The organism is Roseovarius sp. MMSF_3359 (assembly GCF_030733385.1).
GTDB lineage: Bacteria > Pseudomonadota > Alphaproteobacteria > Rhodobacterales > Rhodobacteraceae > Roseovarius.
In genome coordinates this window covers 1-18,289 of sequence record NZ_JASHJC010000024.1, presented here as the reverse complement: position 1 = coordinate 18,289, position 18,289 = coordinate 1, and the positions used below count along the sequence as shown (strand labels likewise).

General features: G+C 61.6%; 17 protein-coding genes and 1 riboswitch. Of the genes, 8 read left to right on the top strand and 9 right to left on the bottom strand.

The annotated features are described in order from the left end of the window. Positions 1-1,182: a methionine adenosyltransferase gene (gene metK, locus RBB29_RS21315; protein WP_306116917.1), complete on the top strand. Its 1,182-nt coding sequence runs from the start codon at positions 1-3 to the stop codon at positions 1,180-1,182. Between the two features lie 232 nt (positions 1,183-1,414). Here the strand turns inward: metK and RBB29_RS21310 are convergent, their stop codons facing one another. Both RBB29_RS21310 and RBB29_RS21305 read right to left on the bottom strand, forming a co-directional pair. After that, positions 1,415-3,559, bottom strand: a complete 2,145-nt coding sequence (locus RBB29_RS21310) for a CocE/NonD family hydrolase (protein ID WP_306121220.1) — start codon at positions 3,557-3,559, stop codon at positions 1,415-1,417. Beyond that, positions 3,492-5,078: an ABC transporter substrate-binding protein gene (locus RBB29_RS21305; RefSeq protein ID WP_306116915.1), complete on the bottom strand. Its 1,587-nt coding sequence runs from the start codon at positions 5,076-5,078 to the stop codon at positions 3,492-3,494. Before RBB29_RS21305 ends, RBB29_RS21310 begins: the two co-directional genes overlap by 68 nt. Positions 5,079-5,280: 202 nt before the next feature. On the opposite strand from RBB29_RS21305, the gene RBB29_RS21300 reads away from it, so the two are divergent. The 5 genes from RBB29_RS21300 (at position 5,281) to RBB29_RS21280 (ending at position 11,498) form a co-directional block, all read left to right on the top strand. Beyond that, a complete protein-coding gene (locus RBB29_RS21300) occupies positions 5,281-5,955 on the top strand; it encodes a helix-turn-helix domain-containing protein (protein WP_306116914.1) in 675 nt (224 codons plus the stop codon). Continuing rightward, entirely contained in the window at positions 5,952-7,997 is a 2,046-nt protein-coding gene (locus tag RBB29_RS21295) for an NADH:flavin oxidoreductase (protein WP_306116913.1), read from the top strand. The genes RBB29_RS21300 and RBB29_RS21295 overlap by 4 nt, the downstream gene beginning before the upstream one ends. 175 nt (positions 7,998-8,172) lie before the next feature. Beyond that, a riboswitch (TPP riboswitch) is annotated at positions 8,173-8,279 on the top strand. Between the two features lie 36 nt (positions 8,280-8,315). Then, a complete protein-coding gene (gene thiB, locus RBB29_RS21290; RefSeq protein WP_306116912.1) occupies positions 8,316-9,296 on the top strand; it encodes a thiamine ABC transporter substrate binding subunit in 981 nt (326 codons plus the stop codon). Further along, positions 9,272-10,819: a thiamine/thiamine pyrophosphate ABC transporter permease ThiP gene (locus RBB29_RS21285; protein WP_306116911.1), complete on the top strand. Its 1,548-nt coding sequence runs from the start codon at positions 9,272-9,274 to the stop codon at positions 10,817-10,819. Before thiB ends, RBB29_RS21285 begins: the two co-directional genes overlap by 25 nt. Further along, complete coding sequence (locus RBB29_RS21280) at positions 10,806-11,498, top strand: ATP-binding cassette domain-containing protein (RefSeq protein WP_306116910.1); 693 nt, start codon at positions 10,806-10,808, stop codon at positions 11,496-11,498. Before RBB29_RS21285 ends, RBB29_RS21280 begins: the two co-directional genes overlap by 14 nt. 511 nt (positions 11,499-12,009) lie before the next feature. Here RBB29_RS21280 and RBB29_RS21275 read toward each other — a convergent pair. Continuing rightward, positions 12,010-12,540: a hypothetical protein gene (locus RBB29_RS21275; RefSeq protein WP_306116909.1), complete on the bottom strand. Its 531-nt coding sequence runs from the start codon at positions 12,538-12,540 to the stop codon at positions 12,010-12,012. A 159-nt stretch (positions 12,541-12,699) separates the two neighbouring features. On the opposite strand from RBB29_RS21275, the gene trmB reads away from it, so the two are divergent. Beyond that, positions 12,700-13,413, top strand: a complete 714-nt coding sequence (trmB, locus tag RBB29_RS21270; protein ID WP_306116908.1) for a tRNA (guanosine(46)-N7)-methyltransferase TrmB — start codon at positions 12,700-12,702, stop codon at positions 13,411-13,413. Positions 13,414-13,418: 5 nt separating this feature from the next. Here trmB and dtd read toward each other — a convergent pair whose 3' ends face one another. Then, positions 13,419-13,856 (bottom strand): D-aminoacyl-tRNA deacylase, encoded by a 438-nt coding sequence (gene dtd / locus RBB29_RS21265; RefSeq protein WP_306116907.1) that lies wholly within the window; start codon positions 13,854-13,856, stop codon positions 13,419-13,421. 142 nt (positions 13,857-13,998) lie between these two features. Between dtd and RBB29_RS21260 the strand changes: the two genes are divergently transcribed. Then, positions 13,999-14,415, top strand: a complete 417-nt coding sequence (locus tag RBB29_RS21260) for an Hsp20/alpha crystallin family protein (RefSeq protein ID WP_306116906.1) — start codon at positions 13,999-14,001, stop codon at positions 14,413-14,415. Positions 14,416-14,421: 6 nt separating this feature from the next. On the opposite strand, the gene RBB29_RS21255 is transcribed toward RBB29_RS21260, so the two are convergent. From RBB29_RS21255 to RBB29_RS21235, 5 genes are all read right to left on the bottom strand, one after another. After that, a complete protein-coding gene (locus RBB29_RS21255) occupies positions 14,422-15,096 on the bottom strand; it encodes a nitroreductase (protein WP_306116905.1) in 675 nt (224 codons plus the stop codon). Between the two features lies 1 nt (position 15,097). Beyond that, complete coding sequence (locus RBB29_RS21250; protein WP_306116904.1) at positions 15,098-16,207, bottom strand: TFIIB-type zinc finger domain-containing protein; 1,110 nt, start codon at positions 16,205-16,207, stop codon at positions 15,098-15,100. Beyond that, on the bottom strand, positions 16,207-16,632 hold the full coding sequence (locus tag RBB29_RS21245; protein WP_306116903.1) for a hypothetical protein: 426 nt from the start codon (positions 16,630-16,632) through the stop codon (positions 16,207-16,209). Before RBB29_RS21245 ends, RBB29_RS21250 begins: the two co-directional genes overlap by 1 nt. A 27-nt stretch (positions 16,633-16,659) precedes the next feature. Continuing rightward, a complete protein-coding gene (locus tag RBB29_RS21240; RefSeq protein ID WP_306116902.1) occupies positions 16,660-17,760 on the bottom strand; it encodes an SPFH domain-containing protein in 1,101 nt (366 codons plus the stop codon). 163 nt (positions 17,761-17,923) lie between these two features. Then, on the bottom strand, positions 17,924-18,289 hold a 366-nt coding region (locus RBB29_RS21235; RefSeq protein ID WP_306116901.1), incomplete at its 5' end, for a DUF6338 family protein.

Here is an 18,289-nt window from a genome sequence, read left to right as displayed (position 1 = left end):
ATGGCCCGAAATAATTATGTTTTTACCTCTGAATCAGTGTCAGAGGGCCACCCCGACAAAGTCTGCGACCGGATTTCCGATGCGGTTCTGGACGCCTTCCTGTCCGAAGAACCGCAGGCACGTGTTGCCGCGGAGACCTTTGCCACCACAAACCGCGTTGTGATCGGTGGCGAGGTCGGCCTGTCGGATCAGGACAAGCTGCACGAATATATGGGCCGGATCGACGAGATCGCCCGCGACTGTATCCGCGATATCGGCTACGAGCAGGACAAGTTCCACTGGCAAACCTGCGAGATCACCAACCTGCTGCACGAGCAATCCGCGCATATCGCCCAGGGCGTCGATGCGGCGGATAACAAGGACGAAGGTGCCGGTGACCAGGGCATCATGTTTGGCTTTGCTACCAACGAGACGCAGCCGCTTATGCCCGCGCCCATTCAGTTCAGCCATGCGATCCTGCGCCGGCTTGCCGAAGTGCGCAAGGATGGCACCGAGCCCGCGCTTGGCCCCGACGCCAAGAGCCAGCTCTCGGTGATCTATGAGGATGGCAAGCCCGTCGGTGTGAGTTCGCTCGTGCTGAGCACGCAGCATCTTGACGAGGCCCTGACCAGTGACGACATCCGCGCCATTGTCGAGCCGTATATCCGCGAGGTTCTCCCCGAAGGATGGCTCACCGCCGAGACCGAGTGGCACGTCAACCCGACCGGCAAGTTCGTCATCGGCGGCCCCGATGGCGATGCGGGCCTGACCGGGCGCAAGATCATCGTTGATACCTATGGCGGCGCGGCCCCCCATGGCGGTGGCGCGTTTTCCGGCAAGGACCCGACCAAAGTGGACCGCTCGGCCGCCTATGCGGCGCGCTACCTGGCCAAGAACGTCGTGGCCGCGGGCATGGCGGAACGCTGCACCATTCAGCTCAGCTATGCGATCGGCGTCAGCAAGCCGCTGTCGATCTATGCCAATACCCATGACACGGGCGAGGTTGCGCCGAGTGCCATCGAAAAGGCGATCCGCCAATGCATGGACCTCAGCCCGCGCGGCATCCGCGAACATCTGGAGCTCAACAAGCCCATTTATCAACGCACCGCCGCCTATGGCCATTTCGGTCGCGAACCCGATGCGGATGGTGGCTTTAGCTGGGAAAAAACCGATCTGGTCGAGGCGCTGAAAGGCGCGGTCTGAACCGGTTAACGATCGTTCGGCTGCAGAGGCCGGATGACTACGAGAGTTCTCAGCGTCGGTATGCGTGCCGCAGCCGACGCTGATCTCTTCAGGTCTGCGCAACGTATTTGCCTTTAGATTACGTCGTCTTCGCTATTGCGGTTCGACTCACAGGGCCGTTTTGCTCGTTTTGCCAAGCGCCAAACCTAGTGCCGCGACTATCTGGCCTGGCTCTTCTGAGGCAAACACCGTCTTAGGAAAACCGCCTGTCGACGACACGCGACCAGTGCCGTTCGAAAATGGTCTCTCCCGCCCAGGAGACGTCAATATGTCCTTCGATCACATAGGCGTCCGCCGTCGAACTCGCACGCACCTGTGAGCTGACCGAGGCGCGGCCATCGGGGCGGTCAACACTCATTTGATGTGAAAACATACTGCTTGCGGAGGTCGGGTCATCGGCGTCAATCGAGTGTTCTGCCCGGGTTTCATGAGAAAACGTCGTTTCGATATCGTTGAAGCACATGGACATCGGCGGTTGATGCCATTTCGTGATGAGGTCGCCATTTTGCCCGATCTCTTTTGATCGGGTCAGCACCGGTGAGGCGAGCATGTGGAAGCTCTTGGTTTCCGGCAGGTCGCGCGGTGGGGGAAACGGCTCGCTCAGGGCGCGCGGCTCTTCAGGTAACACGGGCAGGATCAGGTGGCCCCCTCTGATCCTTACCTGTCCCCGCTCAGGTGGCGTCCAGACGATTGACCAGTAGGATGACGCGATTGCCAGGCGGACCCGGTGCCCGGCCCGAAACCGGTAGGCCGCGGTGGGCAACCGGATGCGCACGGTCCGTGGTCCGTCTTGGGGCGGCACATCCGGCGCGTCCAGATCATCGTCGAGCGCCAGGTTCAGAACGGAGAGGCCGACCCGCGACGACACGCCTTGGGGGGAGACGTCATTGAGCCGCAGGCAGATCTGGCTGCGCTCCGCCTCTGCCGATACCTGAAGCTCGACCTCAACGCTTCCATAAAGCAGCAGGTCTTCGGCAAGCGGCGAAGTGTCAAAACAAAGAGCCCTTTCATCGTCTTCGTTCTGCGCCAGCGGCAGGCCGCCATGCCGTCCGAAATAGCCGGTGTCACCAGCCGCCTCGCCGTGGCGAAGGTCGAAGGGGACGGCCCAATCCGGCGCCTGTTGAGATTGCTCCTGCGTCAGCACTTGTTCGGCACCAAGCCAGAAAACCCGGCGCCCGGTTTCTTGCGCTGCCGGGCCGGTTTGCACCCATGCCCCGTTACGGCGATCCAAGGCATCTCGGGGCGTATCGAATTCGCGCAACCAGACCCGCAACCTGGGCCATGGCGCGTCGGCAGCATCTGCTTTCAACCAATGATCCCACCAGTCCAGCGCCACCTGCTGGAACCCGATGGCGGGTCCCGGATGACCATGGTCGGGATAGTGATGCCCCCAGGGTCCAACGATGCCCCAGACGCAGTCCGGACGGGCGTCGACCAGCGACATCACCGAGTTCGAGTACCGATCCGACCAGCCGCCGACGGACAGGACCGGACATGAAATCCGATCGGCCTGATGCTTGATCGAGCCATGCCGCCAATACTTGCCGCGCGCTTCTTCGCGGACCCAGTTTTCGACCGGGAAAGAAAGGCTTTCTAATCGCTTCATCCAGCGGTCGTACCAATCCCTGCCGCTTGCCGGGGTGGGCGGCAGTGCCAGGATTGACGGCAGGGTCGCACCCCATTCGAAAGTGTCCGTGATCAGGCAACCGCCCTTGTGGTGGATATCATCCTCATACCGGTCATGGGTGGCGCAGACCGCGATGATCGCCTTGAGGGGGCCGGGCGCATCAATGCTCGCCTGAAGGCTGGCCGTGCCACCCCAGGAGGTGCCAAACATGCCGACGCGCCCGTTGCACCAGTCCTGCGCGGCAATCCAGTCAATCACATGGCGGGCATCGTCCAGCTCCGCCTGCGTGTACATGTCCGGCATCACCCCGTCGCTGTCGCCAGAGCCGCGCATATCGACCCGCAGGCTGACATAACCGTTCTGCGCCAGAAACGGGTGGTTGCGCTCGTCCCGGGCGCGGACCATGTCGGCCTTGCGGTAAGGGATGTATTCGAGGATTGCAGGCACCCCTTCCGGCGCGATCTGCGCAGGCATCCAGATCCGCGCGGCCAGCCTGACGCCATCGGGCATCGGGATCCAGATGTGTTCGATGCAGCGGATGTGGTCGGGGCGGATCATCTGCTCATTCATCACATGCTCATGTCTCAGCGCCGGAGGGCTGCCGGTCGGGCGCACCCAGACAGAGCGCGCCCGGATCGCAGGATCAGGCGAACCACCAGCGGCGATGCAGGCGGCTGTCATCCATCCGGCGGCTGACGCCGACAGGGCCATGGGCCAGCTTGTCGGAAGCACCGATGAGGATGTTGGCAAAGGCAAATACGGACGTGCCGCTTTCCTCCCAGAAGATCGCTTGTGCCTCGTGATACATGTCACGGCGCTTGGCCTCATCCGGCTCGGCGCGCGCCATCACCAGCAACTCGTCGAAACGGGCGTTCTGGAAGGCACTGGAGTTCCAGTCGCTATCTGACACATAGGTCGAGCTGAGCATCCAGTCGATTGTCGGGCGTCCGTTCCAGTAGACCATGCACCAGGGCACCTGCAGCCAAACCTCGGACCAATAGCCGTCCGCGGGGCGGCGATCCACGTCGATCTTCATGCCGGCCCCGGCCATCGACGCCTGCATCAGAACGGCCGCATCCACCGCGCCGCCAAAGGCGCCATCCGATGTGGACAATGTCAGGTCAATGGAGTCGAACCCGGCCTCCTTGAGGTGGAATTTCGCCTTGTCGGGATCGTATTCCCGCTGTTCCAGCTGATCGTTGTAGAATTGCTGGTTGGCGCTGATCGGCAGATCATTCCCCACGGTGCCATAGCCAGACAGCACCTTGTCCACGATTTCCTGCCGGTTGATGCCCCATTTCACCGCATTGCGCAGATGCCCGTTGGTGAACGGATCCATGTCGGCGCGCATGTCACAGGTATAGTGCTGCGTGCCTGAGACCTGCACCAGTTCGAACCCGGGTGCGTTCGCCAGGCGTCCGGCGGTCTTGGTCTCGGGCGAGCCGATGGCATGCAGCGTGTTGGACAGAAGGCCCGACATGCGCGCGCCTGGATCGGTGATGTTGAGCAGTTCCACCTCGTCAAAATGGCCCTGGTCATCACGGTAGAAATTGGCGAATTTCTTGCCCAGGAACTGCACGCCGGGCTGCCAGTCTTCTTTCACGTAAGGCCCGGTGCCGTTCCCGGCGCTCCAATCTTCGGTCCCTTCCTGTCCGATGATCAGCGCAAAGGCCGAAAGATGCGTGGGGAGGTCAAAATTAACCTCCTTTTGCTTGATGATGACCGTGTCCGGCCCGTCGGCGCGCAGCTCCTCGAAGTTCTGCACGATCTGCTGGGCCTCGGCGGCGCGGTTGTTTTCGCTCAGGTGCTGATTGAGGGACCACACCACGTCATCGGCGGTCAGCGTCTTGCCGTTGTGGAATTCCACGCCCTGGCGCAGCTTGATCGCCCAGGTGCCATCGGCGTTGCCCTCCCAGCTTTCGGCAAGGCTCGGTTGCGGCGTGCCGTTCTCGTCGATCTCGGTCAGGGTGTCATAGCTCGACAGGATCGACATGGTCGGATGATCGGCCCCGGCCATTTCGAGCGGGTTGAAAGTATCGGTGGTGGCCCCGCCATCGGCACCGGCCTTGAGCATACCGCCCTTGTTCGGGGTCATCGCCTGCGCCTCGGACCACAGCCCGCCCGCCATCGCGACAGACAAGCCTGCCGTGGCCGCGCTGCGCATGAAATCGCGGCGCGACATGCCGGATTGCGCACGCTCTGTGAGTATCGCCAATTTGCGATCTTCCATGTCTTCTTCCTCTCTGTTGGGCGCTTTGTGCGCTCGCAATTGGGCGCTCTCGGATGGATCACCGAGTCACCGCATGATTGACAGATGATTCCGATTCAATAAGAATTTTGCAAGAAAATTCTTATCTTGACGTTTTTGAGGGTTTGTATTCCACTAACTTTACAGGGTTTAAATCGAACAAATCCCGGGGTGGACCGACCGCATGACCGAAAAACAAGTCATTCATGCCATGACAAAAAGCCTGTTATCGGTGGGGTCCGAGATCCGCCAGCTGCGGAAGGCCCGGCAAATGACCCTCAAGGCACTCAGCCATTCAAGCGGTGTGTCATTGAGCCACCTGAGCGCCATCGAACGCGGCACGGCACAGCCATCTATGGATGTGCTGAACAGCGTGGCCGCGGCACTTTCGGTCACGCCGGACTGGTTCTTTGCACGCCGGTCAGGGGCCGGACCGATGGAGCAGGCCTGCGTCGTGCGGGCGCAGAATCGTCGCAATCTGAACTCTCTCTATCAGCAGGACGCACGCGAACTCGGATACACAGATGCGCTGCTCTCAAGTTCGATCGGTGGGGATTTTTACATGGGCATGTCGGTCTACGAGCCGAAATCCGACCAGCAGGACGATGCCCTGCTCAAACACACCGGCGAAATACATGCCTTTCTTGTCGAGGGTGAGCTTGAGGTACAAATCGCCGATGAGGTGATCGTCCTGCTCGCCGGGGATAGTTATAGCTGCGATGCCAGCATTCCCCACCGTGCCTGCAACCGCTCGGACAGGATTGCCCGTCTGATCTGGGCCATCTCTCCGGTGGTGATCCCAAAGGATGTTCAGCATAGTGAGGCGGGCACAAGCAAGGCCGCGAAGGCCGAAAGATGAGCCGCGATCCCCTGCTGCAGCCGTACCAGCTCAAACATCTGACGCTGAAGAACCGGATCATGACCACCAGCCATGAACCGGCCTATCCCGAAGACGGCATGCCCAAGTATCGCTATGTCGCCTATCACGCGGAACGGGCCAGGGCGGGGGTTGCGTTGACGATGACCGCGGGATCGGCGGCCGTATCAAGAGACTCGCCCCCGGTATTCAACAACATTCTGGCCTACAAGGACGAGGTCGTCCCATGGATCAAAAAGCTCACCGATGCCTGCCACGACCATGGCTGCGCCGTAATGATCCAACTGACGCATCTGGGCCGCCGGACGGGGTGGAACAAGGGGGATTGGCTGCCGTCGGTTTCGTCTTCCAAGCACCGCGAGCCCGCGCACCGCGCCTTTCCCAAGCTGGCCGAGAATTGGGACATCGAACGCATCATCTCGGATTTCGCGGACGCGGCGGAGCGGATGCAGGCGGGTGGCATGGACGGGATAGAATTGCAGGTCTACGGCCATCTCATGGATCAGTTCTGGTCGCCCTTGACTAATGATCTGGACGGCCCTTACGGCAAGGCGAGCTTGGATACGCGGTTGACGTTTCCGATGGATGTGCTGCGCGCGATCCGCGACCGCGTGGGGGATGAGTTCATCGTGGGCCTCCGCTACACCGCCGACGAGGCCGAGGCAGGTGGGATTGCACCCGAAGAGGGGATCGAGATTTCCCGGCGGCTGGCGGCGTGTGGCATGGTGGATTTCCTCAACGTGATCCGGGGTCGCATCCACACCGACCCAGCAATGACAGACGTGATCCCGGTACAAGGCATGAAGAGCGCGCCGCATCTGGATTTCGCGGGCGCGGTGAAAAAGGCCACCGGCATGCCCACCTTCCACGCCGCGCGCATCCCGGACGTGGCGACGGCCCGGCATGCGGTGGGTGAAGGGCTTCTCGACATGGTGGGCATGACCCGCGCACATATGGCCGACCCGCATATCGTGAAGAAAATCGTGGAAGGGCGCGAAGACGACATCCGCCCCTGCGTCGGGGCCACCTACTGCCTTGACCGGATTTACCAGGCGGGCGAGGCGCTTTGCATCCACAACCCGGCCACGGGCCGGGAACTGAGCATGCCGCATGTGATTGCCCCGGCCAAAACCCGGCGCAAGGTCGTTATCGTGGGGGCCGGTCCCGGCGGGTTGGAAGCCGCGCGTGTCGCCGCCGAACGCGGCCATGAGGTAACCGTTTTCGAGGCGCAGCCCGACCCCGGCGGGCAGGTGCGCCTGACCGCACGGAACAAGCGGCGTGCCGAGATGATCGGGATTATCGACTGGCGCATGGCGCAATGTGCCGCCCGCGACGTGGTGTTTCACTTCAATACCTTTGCCGATGTGGTGGATGTGGCGGCACAAAGCCCCGATGTGGTGATCGTTGCCACGGGCGGGTTGCCCAACATGGAATTGTTCGAGACGGGCAAGGAGCAGGTGCTTGCGGTCAGCGCCTGGGATATCATCGCCGGTGATGTCAAACCGGCCGACCACGTGCTGATTTACGACGAAAGCGGCGATCATCCCGCCCTGATGGCAGCAGAAACTGCCGCAGAGGCCGGCGCGCGTGTCGAAGTGATGACCCCGGATCGGACCTTTGCGCCCGACATCATGGGCATGAACCTGGTGCCCTACATGCGCAGCCTGCAAGACAAGGATGTGACCTTCACCGTCGCCCGCCGTCTTCTCGATGTGGCTCGGGAGGGCAACAAGCTGAGGGCCAGGATCGGCACGGATTACAGCGACCACACCAGCGAACAGATCTATGACCAGGTGGTGGTGAATTACGGGACACTGCCGCTGGACGATCTCTATTTTGACCTGAAACCCTTGTCGTCGAACCATGGCGCGGTTGACTATGCGGCGTTGACGGCAGGTAAACCGCAGACCCTGGTCCGCAATGCTGGCGGGGCCTTCCAGTTGTTCCGGATCGGCGATGCGGTCAGCGCCCGGAATACCCATGCTGCGATTTTTGATGCGCTCAGGCTCCTGAAGGACATCTGATCTTTGGTGGCGAAACTCACTGTGAGGGTCCCGAAAGGTTATCGTGCCAACGTCGTGGCCCACTGTACGTGACCTGAGCAACGTTTGCCCGTCCCATCCCGCTCACTGGTGCTTGCAGCCCTGTGTCAGGTGCCGACAAATGCGGTTGTGCTGCGGGCCGGTTTCTCCTATCACCCAAACTACCTCGGGGTGCGTGGAATTTCCGTGCTGAGATGCCTGACCGGCGAACCCGTTGAACCTGAACCGGCTAGGACCGGCGGAGGGAAGGGCGACGGTTTCATCCATCCTTACCCTCTCGCGAGCCAAATGGAGGATGATATGAAACATCTGCTTTTTGCTGCGGGAATTCTGAGTGCAACATCGGCCATCGCCGCTGATACGCCTGAATTGACCGTTTACACCTACGACAGCTTCGTTTCCGACTGGGGCCCCGGCCCGCAGGTCGAAGAGGCGTTCGAGAAGATCTGCAATTGTGACCTCAAACTTGTGGGCATCGAAGATGGCGCCGCACTCCTGTCGCGTATCCGGCTGGAAGGGGCCAATTCGGATGCCGATATCGTGCTCGGGCTCGATACCAACTTGGTGAGTGCCGCGCGCGAAACCGGGCTTTTTGCGCCGCATGCGGTCAGCACCGAATTCACGCTGCCCGTCGATTGGGCGGATGATACGTTTGTTCCCTATGACTGGGGCTATTTCGCTTTTGTCCATAACGCAGAAGCCGATGTTCCCGGCAATTTCCGCGACCTGGCGGCCAGTGATGCCAAGATCCTGATCCAGGATCCGCGCTCTTCCACGCCGGGTCTCGGCCTGCTGATGTGGGTCAAGGCGGCCTATGGCGATGAGGCGCCGGCGATCTGGGCAGATCTGTCGGACAACATCGTGACCGTGACCAAGGGTTGGTCCGAGGCATATGGCCTCTTCCTCGAAGGGGAGGCAGACATGGTGCTCAGCTACACGACCTCACCGGCCTATCACCTGATCGCCGAAGAGGATGACAGCAAGGCCGCCGCCGCCTTTGACGAAGGCCATTACATGCAGGTCGAGGTGGCCGCAAAATTGGCCGCAACCGACCAGGACGCGCTAGCCGATCAATTCCTGGATTTCATGGTCTCCGATGCGTTCCAGTCGATCATCCCGACGACCAACTGGATGTACCCGGCGGTGACCCCCGCTGGGGGATTGCCGGAGGGGTTCGACACGCTGGTCACGCCGGACAAGTCCCTTCTGCTGTCACCTGATGAGGCGGCGGCGATCCGTGACGAGGCGCTTGGCGAATGGTTGGGCGCGCTCAGCCAGTAAACCCCTGGCCGGGAATTGGCGCGGCGGCTCTGGTTGCCGCGCTTATCCTGGGCACGCTTCTGGCCGTGGCATTGCGGGCGGAGGCCGGGCGCGGGCTTGGCCCGGCTGATTGGGCGGCGCTGCGGTTCACGCTGACGCAGGCGACGCTTTCAACGCTCCTCAGTGTCGCTCTGGCGATCCCCGTGGCCCGGGCGTTGGCGCGGCGGCGCTTCCGGGGGCGCAGCGTATTGATCGCGCTCCTTGGCGCACCCTTCATCCTGCCGGTGATCGTGGCCATCCTGGGTCTGTTGCAGGTCTTTGGCCGGTCCGGGTGGATCTCCGACCTTCTGGGCTTGGCGGGCCTGCCACCGTTGCGGATCTATGGGCTGCATGGGGTCGTGCTGGCCCATGTCTTCTTCAACCTGCCGCTGGCCACGCGCCTGATCCTGCAAGGCTGGCAGGAGGTTCCCTCGGAACGCTTCCGCCTGGCCGCGCAACTGGGCTGCGACGGGCGCGCCATCTTCCGTCTGATCGAGGCGCCGATGCTGGCGAGGGTCGTGCCCGGCGCGCTGGCCGTCATCTTTGCCCTTTGCCTGACCAGTTTCGCCGTGGCCCTGACATTGGGGGGCGGTCCGCGGGCCACGACGCTTGAACTCGGCATCTACCAGGCCTTTACCTATGATTTCGACCTTGGCCGTGCGGCCCTTTTGTCGACGCTGCAACTGACCCTGACCGTCGCCGCCGGGTATGCCGCGCTGCGCTTGTCGCGCGGCGACGGGTTTGGCGCGGGGCTCGACCGGGCGATCCGGCGGTGGGATGGCGGCGCGGTCTGGACCGATGTGGCGTGGATCGCCTTGGCGGCGGTGTTGCTGCTGCTGCCCCTGTCGGCAGTTGTCCTCTCGGGCCTGTCTGGCCTTGCCCGGACGCCGGTGATCCTCGTCAACGCGGCGCTGATCTCGGTCGCTGTGGCCATCGCCAGCACCGTGCTCCTGCTCCTGCTGGCGCTGCCGATGGCCGCGGCGATTGCCACCGGTCGCAAGGGTCTGGTCGAGCTGAGCGGCATCCTTGGCCTGTCGGCATCGCCCCTGGTCATCGGGACCGGCCTTTTCATCCTGATCCGGCCATTGACGGACCCGACAGCCTGGGCGCTGCCTGTCACGGCGATGGTCAACGCGGTCATGGCGCTGCCCTTTGCCCTGCGCATTCTGCTCCCCGCCGCCCGTGAAAACGTGCAACGCTTTGGCCCGCTGGCGCAGTCGCTTGATATGCGGCCCTTTGCCTTTCTTCGCCGTGTCATGATCCCGCGGATGCGGGCGCAGATCGGGTTCGCCGCGGGCCTTGGCGCGGCGCTCTCGATGGGGGATCTTGGGGTCATCGCGCTCTTTGCCGATGCCGAGATTGCAACGCTGCCCTTGCAGATTTATCGCCTGATGGGCGCCTATCAGATGCAGGCGGCACAGGCGGGTGCGCTTTTGCTTTTGCTGTTGTCTATGGGGGCGTTCTGGCTCCTGGATCGGGGAGGCCGCTGGCATGTTGAAGCTTGATGGGTGCCGGATTGCCAATGGCGATTTCGCGCTGAGCGCGGATATGGAGATCTCCGAGCGCAGCACCGTTGCGGTGATTGGTCCGTCGGGCGCGGGGAAATCGACCTTGCTGGAAGCGATTGCGGGGTTTCGGGATCTTGAGCGGGGGAAGATTTCATGGCGGGGCAGGGATCTTACCGACCTGCCACCGGGAAAGCGTCCGGTAGCGATGTTGTTTCAGGACGGCAACCTCTTTCCTCACATGACGGCGCTGCAGAATGTGGGCTTGGGTCTGAGGCCCAATGGCAAGCTGTCCCCGGATGAAGTGGCCGAGGTCGACGCCGCGCTGGCCCGTGTCGGTCTGCCGGACATGGCGGCGCGCAAACCGGCGACGCTGTCAGGCGGGCAACAAAGCCGCGTCGCCCTGGCCCGGGTTCTGGTGCAGCGTCGGGAGATCTTGTTGCTTGATGAGCCTTTCGCAGCACTTGGCCCCGCGCTCAAGGTGGAAATGCTCGATCTGGTGCGAGAACTGGCTGCGGAAACCGGTACGACCCTGATGATGGTCAGTCATGACCCGGAGGACGCCCGGCGGATCTGCCGGAAGGCCATCCTCGTGGCTGAAAACACCGCATTGGCGCCACAGGCGACCGTGGATTTGCTGAACGACCCACCGCCGGCGCTGCGCAGCTATCTTGGCTGATCACAGTTTTGCGGACAGACCGGACTTCCAAGAACGAGCCGCGCGGTGGCCAGACCGCGGGGTGGCGATCAACCGCCGTCAAACGCGCTTTATCTTTGCCAAGTCTGAAAAACCTCGGCGCGGTGCACGACCCCGCCAAATCGCCAGCCCTTGCGGGCGGTCTGGCGATCGCGCGGCGGCCTTCGGCCTTGATTCCGCGCGGGTCGAAACTCAGAAGGTCCGCAATGGCCTCTATCCACGGTTCAACAGCTTTGCACAGATTGCCGTACTACCCGGCGAGCCAGCAAAATGAGTGCGATGTGGGGATTTTCGTGGACCGACGACAAAGCCTGTTGCTTCATAAAATGAAAACTAACTACCACGAGGCCGGTCCGAGGAGGACTATGCCAAATTTCCACCTCATTCGCAACTCTGTCGTGCATGGGGAGTTGGCAGCGGAACGGATGGCTTCGCCCGGTTGCTTCAACACATTGGCAAATCGTAGCCGAATTCGCTAACGCAGAGGCGCCGGTCACTCTATGGGCGTCACCACCTGGGTCCCGTCTTCGTAGTAACGGATCGACACAGCGCCCTCATATCCATATTCCTCGAAATGAGCGCGTTTTTCGAGCCAGTATTGAACAACAACAAACGCGGCGATTCCGACCAGTATCAACATTCGCAGCAGGAACACGACTTTCGAACGGCGTTCCAGTGCTGCGTATCTTTGACCGTTGCCCGACGCCTGCGCCATCTTCTGAATAGCGTCACTGCCGGAGGCGGCACCCCGCGGTGCCGATGGGTCGAGACGGGGCATCAGATAGTCGTATGCCCTCAACGGGCGATGCCGAATGAACGAACCACCGATCAGGATGTAGATTGCAAGAAGCAACGCCAGGACAGGTAGGGCATAGTCGGCGCCGTTTTTCGCAAGATACATGCCGGCAAAACTGTAACCCGTCAGGCCGCCACCAATGACCAGCCGGCCAAGGCTGGCGTAAAAGGCGTGCCGCTCTTTTGCGATCGCCCTTTCATCGATTGAATTTGAATGCGTGCCTGACACTAACTTTCCGCTCCTTGCCCGACTTTGCTAGCAAAAGAGTTGGTCAAAATTTTGGCCTGCAACCGATGGCGCCTTTGCTTCTTCGAATGCGTGTAACGATCCCGGTCTGTGCTCTTTGGGGATTGCGGTTAGGGGATGATCTGGGGCATGTGACGCGCCATGAGTTCCAAGACCCACCCCTCCGGCGCCCCGTGGCGCAACTTCTATGGCCGCTTCAAGGGCAAGGGCCTGCGCAAATCGCAGGAGGCGTATCTGGATGAGGACCTGGCGGCGCTTTCGCCCGGCGCCATCGGGTGGGAGGAAAATCCGGATCGGAAGCCGGTGAATCTGAGCGGGTATTTCGGCGACCGCGAGATCTGGTTGGAGATCGGCTTTGGCGGTGGCGAGCATATGGTGCACCAAGCCGCCCAGAACCCCGGTATCGGCATCATCGGTTGCGAGCCTTACATCAACGGTGTCGCGATGCTTCTGGGCAAGATCCGCGAGGCGGGTGTGAGCAACCTTGCCGTCTATCCCGGCGATGTGCGCAACATGTTCGACGTGCTGCCCGACCGCTCGATCTCGAAGGCCTTCCTGCTCTATCCCGATCCCTGGCCGAAAAAGCGTCATCACCGCCGCCGGTTTGTCACGACCGAACATCTTGCACCGCTCGCGCGGGTCATGAAGCCAGGCAGTATTTTCCGGGTGGCAACGGATATTCCGGACTATGTCCGCCAGACGCTGGAGCAGGTACCGAAGCACGGGTTTGAATGGCTGGCAGAGCGCCCCGAGGATTGGCGAAACCCCTGGGATGACTGGATTTCCACGCGTTATGAACAAAAGGCCCTGCGCGAGGATCGCACGCCACATTACCTGACATTCCGCAAGACCTGAGTGGCTCAGGCCTCCATCCAGATCGTCACTGGCCCGTCATTCAGTAGCTCGACCTTCATATCGGCGCCAAATTCACCTTTTTCGACGGCGACGCCTTGCGCGGCGAGTTGTGCGGCGAAATACTCGTAAAGCCGGTTGCCCTCGTCAGGGCTGGCCGCGGTGGAAAACCCCGGCCGGTTCCCGCGTGAGGTGTCGGCGGCAAGGGTGAATTGACTGACGACCAATGCGCTGCCGCCAATGTCGCGCACGGAGAGGTTCATCTTGCCCGCCTCATCCTTGAAAATCCGCAGCTTGGCGATCTTGGCGGCCAGATGATCGGCCTGCGCTTCGGTATCGCCCTGCATGGCACAGATCAGGATCAGAAGCCCCGGTCCCGTCTGCCCGATGATGCTGCCATCGACGGTGACGCTGGCATGGGAAACACGTTGTAGAAGAGCGCGCATGGAAACCTCATTTCTGGCCACGGCGCGCGGCTTGCCATCGCGCCTGGGGATCGTTGACCGGCGTCGATTTTGACCCGCATCAAAGCCGCTGCCATGACCCGTTGCTAGACTGTTCCCGTCACCAAGGAAAGGAGTTCTGACAATGGTTGAGAAGTCTCATACCGCCGGTCTTTGGCCGACCGTCTACGAGCCGTTCCGGAATTTCGGGGCGCGCGTGGCGGATTGGCTGGCGCCTGCCTCCGATGCCTCGTCAGATGACAAGGCGTACCGGATTTCCGTGGAACTGCCCGGCGTGAAGGAAGAGGATATCGAACTGTCGGTGCATGACGGGTTGGTGTCGATCAAGGGCCGGAAGCAATCCGAGCGCGAGGAAAAGGGCGATACATGGTTCTTTTCAGAGCGGCAATTCGGGGCGTTCAGCCGGAGTTTCCGCCTGCCGGCGGATGCGGAAGGCGACAAGATCGAAGCCAGCCTGAAAGATGGTGTCTTGTCGATCTCGGTGCCGAAAAGCGTGCCGGAGAAACCCGAGGCCAGAAAGGTGCAGATCACCAGAGGTTAATCCGGCTCAGCCGCGCGGGTCGTAGATTTCACCAAGCTCGGCCCGTTCGGTCCGGAACCCGTTTGCCGGGTGATCCGGATCGGCATAGCCAAAGGAGATCGCGCAGAGGATCAGGCGGTCTTCCGGCAGGTCGAAATGGCGGCGGATCACCGCGGGGTAGGCTGCGACAGAAGCCTGCGCGATGGTGCCAACGCCAAGGGCCGCCGCCGCGAGGGTAAAGGCCGTGACAAACCCGCCGCAATCGAGCGCGCCGTAAGAGCCCAAAGCCGCCTCGGAACTGATGATCGCCACATGGGGTGCGCCGAAAAGCCGAAAATTTTCAAGGCTTTGCTCCGCCCGTGCGGCATGGTCATCGCGCGTGATCCCGACCGCATCATAGAGTTGATAGCCACAGGTTCGCCGCCGGTCACCGGTGACACCCGGATAGCCGGTGGGCCAGGGCAGATCCGGCGCGGGTTTTTCATTTGCGACGGTCTCAAGCAGGGCCGCGCGGAAGCGGTCGGTTTCGGCGCCCCGGGTGATCGTGACCTGCCAGGGTTGCGCATTGCACCACGACGGCGCGCTTCCTGCTGCCGAGACGATCTTTGCAACGGTCTCTTCGGGGACGGCATCGGGGCGAAAGCCGCGGCAACTGAACCGGGCGTCAAGGATGCGGCCAAGAGCGGCGAAATCATCGGTCACGTCAGATCGCTCCTTCGTTTTTCGCGTAGAGATAGCCCACGACCCCCGCGACGATCATCGCCAGGATGACGGCGATGGCAATCTTGATCGCCGAATAGGGGCGCTCACCCTGCACCCGGCCGGTACGGCCATTGACGACAAACCGATAGGTCTCGCCGCGGTACTTGTAGGCGGCAAGCCAGACCGGCAGCAGGATATGTTTGAAGGTCACATCGCTCATCTGCGTCTTGATGTCATGGATGCGTTGCCGGTCCCCCCCGATATCGAATTTCACATCCCGGGCAATGACGCGGTCCATGTGGCGGCGCGCCTCGGCAAACCCATCTTCCAGCTCAACGGTATAGCCTTCGGCGCGGAACCCGGCGAGGTATTCTGGGCGATAGGGTTCCAGCGCGGCCAGGTCCCAAGGCTCCAGCGCATCGGTGAAGCGTTTCGGCAGCGACCGCGACGCCAGGACAAGCACATCATCGAAGAACCGCGCGACCCGGCCCCGGACCGCGCGCCAGCGCACCTTGGCCACACGCACCTTCTCCTTTTCGCCGCCGCGCATGACAGTGCGGGTCTCATAATATACCGTGCCACGCTCGCCCTGATAGCTCGATTTCGTGTCCGCATCGAAGGTCCAGTAGGGGACGTAAATCCCCTGCATTTTCCGCCCCTTGCGGGCAAATTCCTGCAGGCCGGAGGGGGCAAACCACAGGTTGCCCAGCCAGTCTGTCATGGCCTGCCGCGCGGCGCGCTCCTCAAGCGCAAAGGGCAGCACACCGCGCGGTTTGATATGCCGGTGGGTGCCCGTGTCGGTGACCACGGGCGTCGCGCAAAACGGGCATTCGGTCGCGTGGGTGTCGGCATCGAATTCGACCTGTGCCGCGCAATTGGGGCATTGCAGCACGCGGGTCTCTTCGATCTCCTGTTCGGGCAGTTGATGTTCCAGCGCCCGCCGCAGATCGAGTTCCTTGATCGGGGCGGCCCAAGGTGTTGCGTGCTCGATCTGCGCGGTGTTGCCGCAATGATCGCAGGTCAATTGGCCCGCACCGGGATCAAACCGGAAATCGGCGCCGCAATTGTCGCAAGGGAAGCGGTGTTCCTGGGTATCGAGGGTGTCGTTCATCAAAGGATCTTGTGCAGGGCGCGGGGGGCCATTCGCCGAAGTGCACCGTCATAAAGTGTCGTGTGGCGCCAGAGGTGGAAGATTGCGTGGAAGGCCATGGCCGCGGTCAGAAGCAGGTACCATGTCTTGGTCGGCAACCAAAGCGGCGTGCCTGTGATCTGCGCGAATAGGGCGGCGCCGGCCACGATACCGAGTAACAGGTACATCAGTCGGTGCGACCAGGGATGCAAGGCCCGAAAGGCTCCCCGCAACCGGGGGCCGGGACCCGACATCAGACCGTCGGTCAGTGCCATTGCCACCATCACGAGGCCTGATAGCCCGAAAGCCCAGTGCCAGGCTGCGGCTTTTGCGTCCGAGATCAGCACCATCAGCAGCACAACCAGCGTCCAATGGGCGGTGATGGTGATCTGGCGTCTCAGGGGCATGGCCTATCTCCCGGCGGGCGGTCGTCCTCAGGCGGCAGGCGGCGGCGGGGGCGGCATGACGGTGAAAAGCTGTGCCAGTTCTTGCACATCCTCGGCGCGTTGCCAGCCATCCTGCCCGGCGGTCCAAATGAGCGTGTCGCGGGTCAGGCTGCCATCGCCCGCCATCTGCCCGAGCTTCGCCTTGGAATAGGGGCCATGGGATTTGCCGCCCTCGGCGATGTGCCAGACATGTTCGACCGGCGGCGGGGGCGGCGCCGCACTGCGATTGCCCCACGGACCCTGCTGCATCCCGGCCTGCGCCATCGCCATGCCCATCCCCATGCCAAGACCGGCGCCCATGCCACCGCCATTGGGGTTGCGCGCGGCCTCGGTCATGGCCTCGGCGGCGGAATATTCGGTGAACCGGCCCAGATCGCCCGCGATCCCGCTCGATGTGCGTTTATCAAGCGCGGCTTCGACCGCAGGGGGCAAGGAGATGTTCTCGATGTAAAGCTCGGGGATCGACAGGCCGTATTCGGCCACGGTCCCGCTGATCGCGGAGGCCACGAGCTTGCCCAGATCAGCGGTATTGGCGGCCATGTCGAGGACGGGAATACCCGACGACGCGATGACGCGGCTGAACTCCTGCACGATGATGTTGCGGATCTGGTAGCTGATCTCGTTCATCGTGAACTCGCCATCGGTGCCGACGATCTCCACCAGGAACTTGGCGGGGTCGCTCACACGCACCGAATAGGTGCCATAGGCGCGCAGGCGGGTTGGCCCGAATTCGGGATCGCGCAGCATGATCGGGTTCTTGGTACCCCATTTCAGGTCATTGAACCTCGTGGTGTTGACGAAGTAGATCTCGGATTTGAACGGACTTTTGAAACCGTGATCCCAATGGTTCAGCGTCGTCAGCACCGGCATGTTGTTGGTCTCAAGCATGTAAAGACCGGGGGTGAAGACATCGGCCAACTGCCCCTCGTGCACGAAAACTGCCGACTGACCCTCACGCACGGTCAGCTTGGCACCGTATTTGATCTCATGCCCCTCGCGTTCGAACCGCCAGACCATGGTGTCGCGGGTGTCGTCCACCCAATGGATGACGTCGATGAACTCACCGGTCAGAAAATCGAAAATACCCATTACAGCTACCTATTTTTATTTGGACTTTGACACCGAAGACGTTGTCTTGGGTGGCGACGGAGGTTTGGAGGTAGTTGCCGATGATTTAGCCGGTTTGTATCCGTTTGAAACACTTGTCCTTGGTTGAGGCTTGTAGCCATCAGATAGGAATACGCGTGTAGATTTAGGCATCTTGTTCTCCTTCCGGGTCAAGGAATTCGATGGACCGAATCCCCTCTAGCGAAATGACGGCGGATCGACCGATGTTCTTTTCGCTCCATTGGCCATCTTCATCTATATCATATAGGCGTTCTAAATAGATATCGCTACGTGCGGGGTCATTTGCTGCGAGTGATTCAGGGCCGAAATACCCGTAGATTTCAACACCATCCTGAAAGGTTAGAATTACAAAACCAGGTGGCCGATCATGCGTGAAAGCATAGTCATACGCCTTGCGGATCGGGTGTTCGATTGTGACCTGAGCCCCTGAATCTCCTCCATTTTTGTGTAGAGTCCGCCCAACAAAAGGACGGACAAATGAAGTCGAGAT

Coding starts and splice junctions, on each gene's coding strand:
- metK (WP_306116917.1), top strand. CDS start 1: ATGGCCCGAAATAATTATGTTTTTACCTCTGAATCAGTGTCAGAGGGC.
- RBB29_RS21310 (WP_306121220.1), bottom strand. CDS start 3,559: ATGGCCCTGTCGGCGTCAGCCGCCGGATGGATGACAGCCGCCTGCATC.
- RBB29_RS21305 (WP_306116915.1), bottom strand. CDS start 5,078: ATGGAAGATCGCAAATTGGCGATACTCACAGAGCGTGCGCAATCCGGC.
- RBB29_RS21300 (WP_306116914.1), top strand. CDS start 5,281: ATGACCGAAAAACAAGTCATTCATGCCATGACAAAAAGCCTGTTATCG.
- RBB29_RS21295 (WP_306116913.1), top strand. CDS start 5,952: ATGAGCCGCGATCCCCTGCTGCAGCCGTACCAGCTCAAACATCTGACG.
- thiB (WP_306116912.1), top strand. CDS start 8,316: ATGAAACATCTGCTTTTTGCTGCGGGAATTCTGAGTGCAACATCGGCC.
- RBB29_RS21285 (WP_306116911.1), top strand. CDS start 9,272: ATGGTTGGGCGCGCTCAGCCAGTAAACCCCTGGCCGGGAATTGGCGCG.
- RBB29_RS21280 (WP_306116910.1), top strand. CDS start 10,806: ATGTTGAAGCTTGATGGGTGCCGGATTGCCAATGGCGATTTCGCGCTG.
- trmB (WP_306116908.1), top strand. CDS start 12,700: ATGAGTTCCAAGACCCACCCCTCCGGCGCCCCGTGGCGCAACTTCTAT.
- dtd (WP_306116907.1), bottom strand. CDS start 13,856: ATGCGCGCTCTTCTACAACGTGTTTCCCATGCCAGCGTCACCGTCGAT.
- RBB29_RS21260 (WP_306116906.1), top strand. CDS start 13,999: ATGGTTGAGAAGTCTCATACCGCCGGTCTTTGGCCGACCGTCTACGAG.
- RBB29_RS21250 (WP_306116904.1), bottom strand. CDS start 16,207: ATGAACGACACCCTCGATACCCAGGAACACCGCTTCCCTTGCGACAAT.
- RBB29_RS21245 (WP_306116903.1), bottom strand. CDS start 16,632: ATGCCCCTGAGACGCCAGATCACCATCACCGCCCATTGGACGCTGGTT.
- RBB29_RS21240 (WP_306116902.1), bottom strand. CDS start 17,760: ATGGGTATTTTCGATTTTCTGACCGGTGAGTTCATCGACGTCATCCAT.